We start from the raw sequence: 3,616 nt of genomic DNA, 5'->3' as shown, positions 1-3,616 counted from the left end.
CTGTTAGAACGCAAGGGCGATCGTACTTTACTGCTGATCACTAAGGGATTTCGAGATGCGCTGCGGATTGGCTATCAGAACCGTCCCCACATCTTTGCTCGTCAGATTATCCTACCAGAGATGCTCTATGAGCAGGTGATTGAGGTAGAAGAGCGTATCACTGCTCAAGGAGAGGTTTTGCAACCCCTTAATACCGAAATACTAACGCCCCTCTTGCAAAAAGCCTGGGATGGCGGAATTCGAAGTTGCGCGATCGTTCTCCTACATGGCTACCGTTATCCTCAGCATGAACAGCGAGTTGCTGACCTTGCCCGACAGCTTGGCTTTACCCAAATTTCTGTTTCCCACGAAGTGAGTCCCCTAATTAAGTTAGTTAGCCGGGGAGATACTACAGTCGCTGATGCTTACCTCTCGCCTATTCTTCGCCGCTATGTGGAGCAAGTAACGAGTCAATTGTCACTAGTCACGAATCATTCCTCGGTGATGGCCCATGAGTCGTCGATGACGGCACTGTCAACTTGTGGCCAAGCAGCAACTACCGATGATGACCAACCATCGGCTAGGCATTGCAGTCGGCTGCTGTTTATGCAATCTCATGGTGGCCTAGTGGAAGCGGCCTTGTTTCGCGGCAAGGATGCTATTTTGTCTGGCCCTGCGGGGGGAATTGTCGGTGCGGTACAAACTGCACAGTTGGCAGGTTTAGGAAAAATCATCAGCTTTGATATGGGGGGAACATCCACAGATGTAGCGCATTATGCAGGGGAATATGAGCGGCAGTTTGAGACGGAAGTGGCTGGAGTTCGCCTGCGATCGCCCATGATGGCCATTCACACCGTTGCAGCAGGTGGAGGTTCCCTGCTCCAGTTTGATGGTGGTCGCTATCAGGTGGGGCCAGCCTCAGCCGGAGCTAACCCAGGGCCAGCCTGTTATCGGCGAGGTGGGCCATTAACTGTTACGGATGCCAATGTTATGGTGGGTAAGCTTCAGCCCGATTTCTTTCCGGCTGTGTTCGGAATTGAGGGTAACCAATCCCTGGATGTCGCGGTCGTTCAAGAAAAGTTTACCCAGCTAGCGGCAGAGATTGAACGGTCTACAGGTGACCGACGCTCTCCAGTGCAGGTGGCGGCTGGATTTTTGACCATTGCGGTGGAAAATATGGCCAACGCCATTAAGACCATCTCTGTGCAGCGGGGCTATGACCTGACGGACTATACCCTGTGTAGCTTTGGGGGCGCGGGGGGACAACATGCCTGTCTACTGGCTGATGCCTTGGGGATGACTCAGATTTTTATCCATCCCTATGCGGGGGTGTTATCGGCCTATGGGATTGGACTGGCAGCTCAGCGCACCCTGCGGGAACGAACGATCGAGGCTGTGCTCACCCCTGACCTAATGCCCACGTTGGAAGCAGTGCTCGCTGAATTGACCACTGACGCTCAGCAGGCTTTGGTTAGAAGTCCAAATAGCCAGCAGACTGCGATCGCGACGTTACACCTAAAGTACCAGGGCACAGACTCCACGCTGAGTGTCCCTTGGGCACCATTGCCAGCAATGATAGTAGCCTTTGAACAGGCGCATCGTCAGCGCTATGGATTCACTCCGCCCAATCATCCCCTAATTGTGGATATGGCATCGGTAGAGGTGATTCAGCAAGATGTGTGTCTAGAAGAGCCAATCGTTCCGCGTCGCTATCCCCATCCCCCCAAGGCTGCGGCTACTGTGCCTGTCTACTTGGGCGATCGCTGGCATGATACGCCCGTCTTTACCCGTGAAACACTGCAACCTGGCGATTGCATCCCTAGCCCTGCTATCATTACGGATTCCACAGGGACTACGATCGTCGAGCTAGGCTGGCAAGCAACGGTAACGGATCGGGGTGCTCTGCTGTTGACCCGTCGGGTACCTGTGAATCAATCCTCTGCTATCAGCCCAGTCTCTGCTATGGCCCATCAGCCTGACCCAGTTCTTCTAGAGATTTTCAACCATCGCTTGCAGGCGATCGCTGAACAGATGGGTGTTACGTTGCAAAACACGAGTGCTTCCGTCAATATCAAGGAGCGGTTAGATTTCTCCTGTGCTCTATTCAATGGCTCAGGTGAGCTGGTGGCGAATGCACCCCATATTCCCGTGCACCTTGGCTCTATGGGTGCTAGCGTTAAAGCTCTGATTGCTGCCAGGGGAAAGACTCTGCAACCTGGAGATGCCTATGCTGCCAACAATCCCTACGACGGCGGTACTCACCTCCCGGATATTACGGTGATTACACCCGTTTTTCCCCAGCAGCTTGGTCTGATCTCTGAGGGTGAACCAGTCACTCCTCTCTTTTTCCTGGCAGCTCGTGGTCACCATGCTGACATCGGCGGCATTACTCCTGGCTCTATGCCACCCACTAGCACCTCTGTTGTGGAGGAGGGGGTGCTGCTCGATAATGTCTTAATCTTGCGGGCAGGAGTGTTTCAAGAGGAGGAACTGTGGATCTTGCTGACTTCCTCTCCCTATCCGGCTCGTAATCCCCACCAAAACCTTGCTGACCTGCGATCGCAACTAGCAGCTAATGAGCGCGGCATTCAGGAATTGCGGTGCTTGGTTGACCAGTATGGGTTAGCCACGGTGCAAGCCTACATGACCCATGTGCAAGCCAATGCAGAGGAGGCGGTGCGGCGGGCGATCGCCACGCTACCACTGACACTACCCCGTTCCCATGTCCAAACCCTAGATGATGGCAGCCATATTCAGGTAACGGTAACCATCGATCCCCATCACCGCAATGCCCGTATTGATTTCACAGGCACTTCACCTCAGCAGGCTAGCAATTTCAATGCTCCCCTAGCGGTTTGCCATGCGGCTGTGCTCTATGTGTTTCGTACCCTCGTTGCTGAGGATATTCCCCTCAATGCTGGATGCCTAAAACCCTTGGAGATTATTGTGCCTGATGGCTGTCTACTCAATCCCCGCTATCCGGCAGCGGTGGTGGCGGGCAATGTGGAAACATCCCAAGTGATTACTGATGCACTGTATGCAGCCTTAGGTGTGTTGGCTTCTTCCCAGGGTACTATGAATAACCTCACCTTTGGCAACGATTGCTATCAGTACTATGAAACCATCTGTGGCGGTTCTGGAGCAGGCCCAGATTTTAATGGCACCGATGCTGTGCATACCCACATGACTAACTCCCGCCTTACAGATCCAGAAGTGCTAGAGCTACGCTTCCCAGTGGTGGTGCAAGAGTTTAGCATTCGTGCCCACAGCGGTGGTGCAGGCCGCTACCGAGGGGGTAATGGTGTAATCCGACGGTTGCAATTCCGGGAAACCATGACGGCTGCTATTCTCTCTAACCATCGCCGCCTTCCACCCCTGGGCCTGGAGGGTGGTTTGCCAGCAGCTACGGGCAAAAACTGGGTTGAACGTGCCGATGGCACCCATGAACCTCTAGGGAGCACAGCTATAGTTACGGTGCATCCTGGTGATACGATCGCCATTGCCACGCCGGGTGGTGGTGGTTATGGTAGTCCTGCTTGCAATGCGGACTAAAGAGTGAGTAAAACCCGTCTCCGCTTCCTCACGACTGGAGCGAAACTAGGGTGTAGAGGACGGCGATGGTTGAAGTAAATCCCAA

At 53.8% G+C, this 3,616-nt stretch carries 1 protein-coding gene; it reads left to right on the top strand.

The features are described from left to right. A partial coding sequence (locus NZ772_15760; GenBank protein ID MCS6815011.1) for a hydantoinase B/oxoprolinase family protein occupies window positions 1-3,531 on the top strand: 3,531 nt, incomplete at its 5' end. Window positions 3,532-3,616: the final 85 nt, after the last annotated feature.

The organism is Cyanobacteriota bacterium (genome assembly GCA_025054735.1).
Classification (GTDB): domain Bacteria; phylum Cyanobacteriota; class Cyanobacteriia; order SKYG9; family SKYG9; genus SKYG9.
Note: the sequence above shows the minus strand (reverse complement) of the source record. Positions and strands in the feature narration are given on the sequence as shown.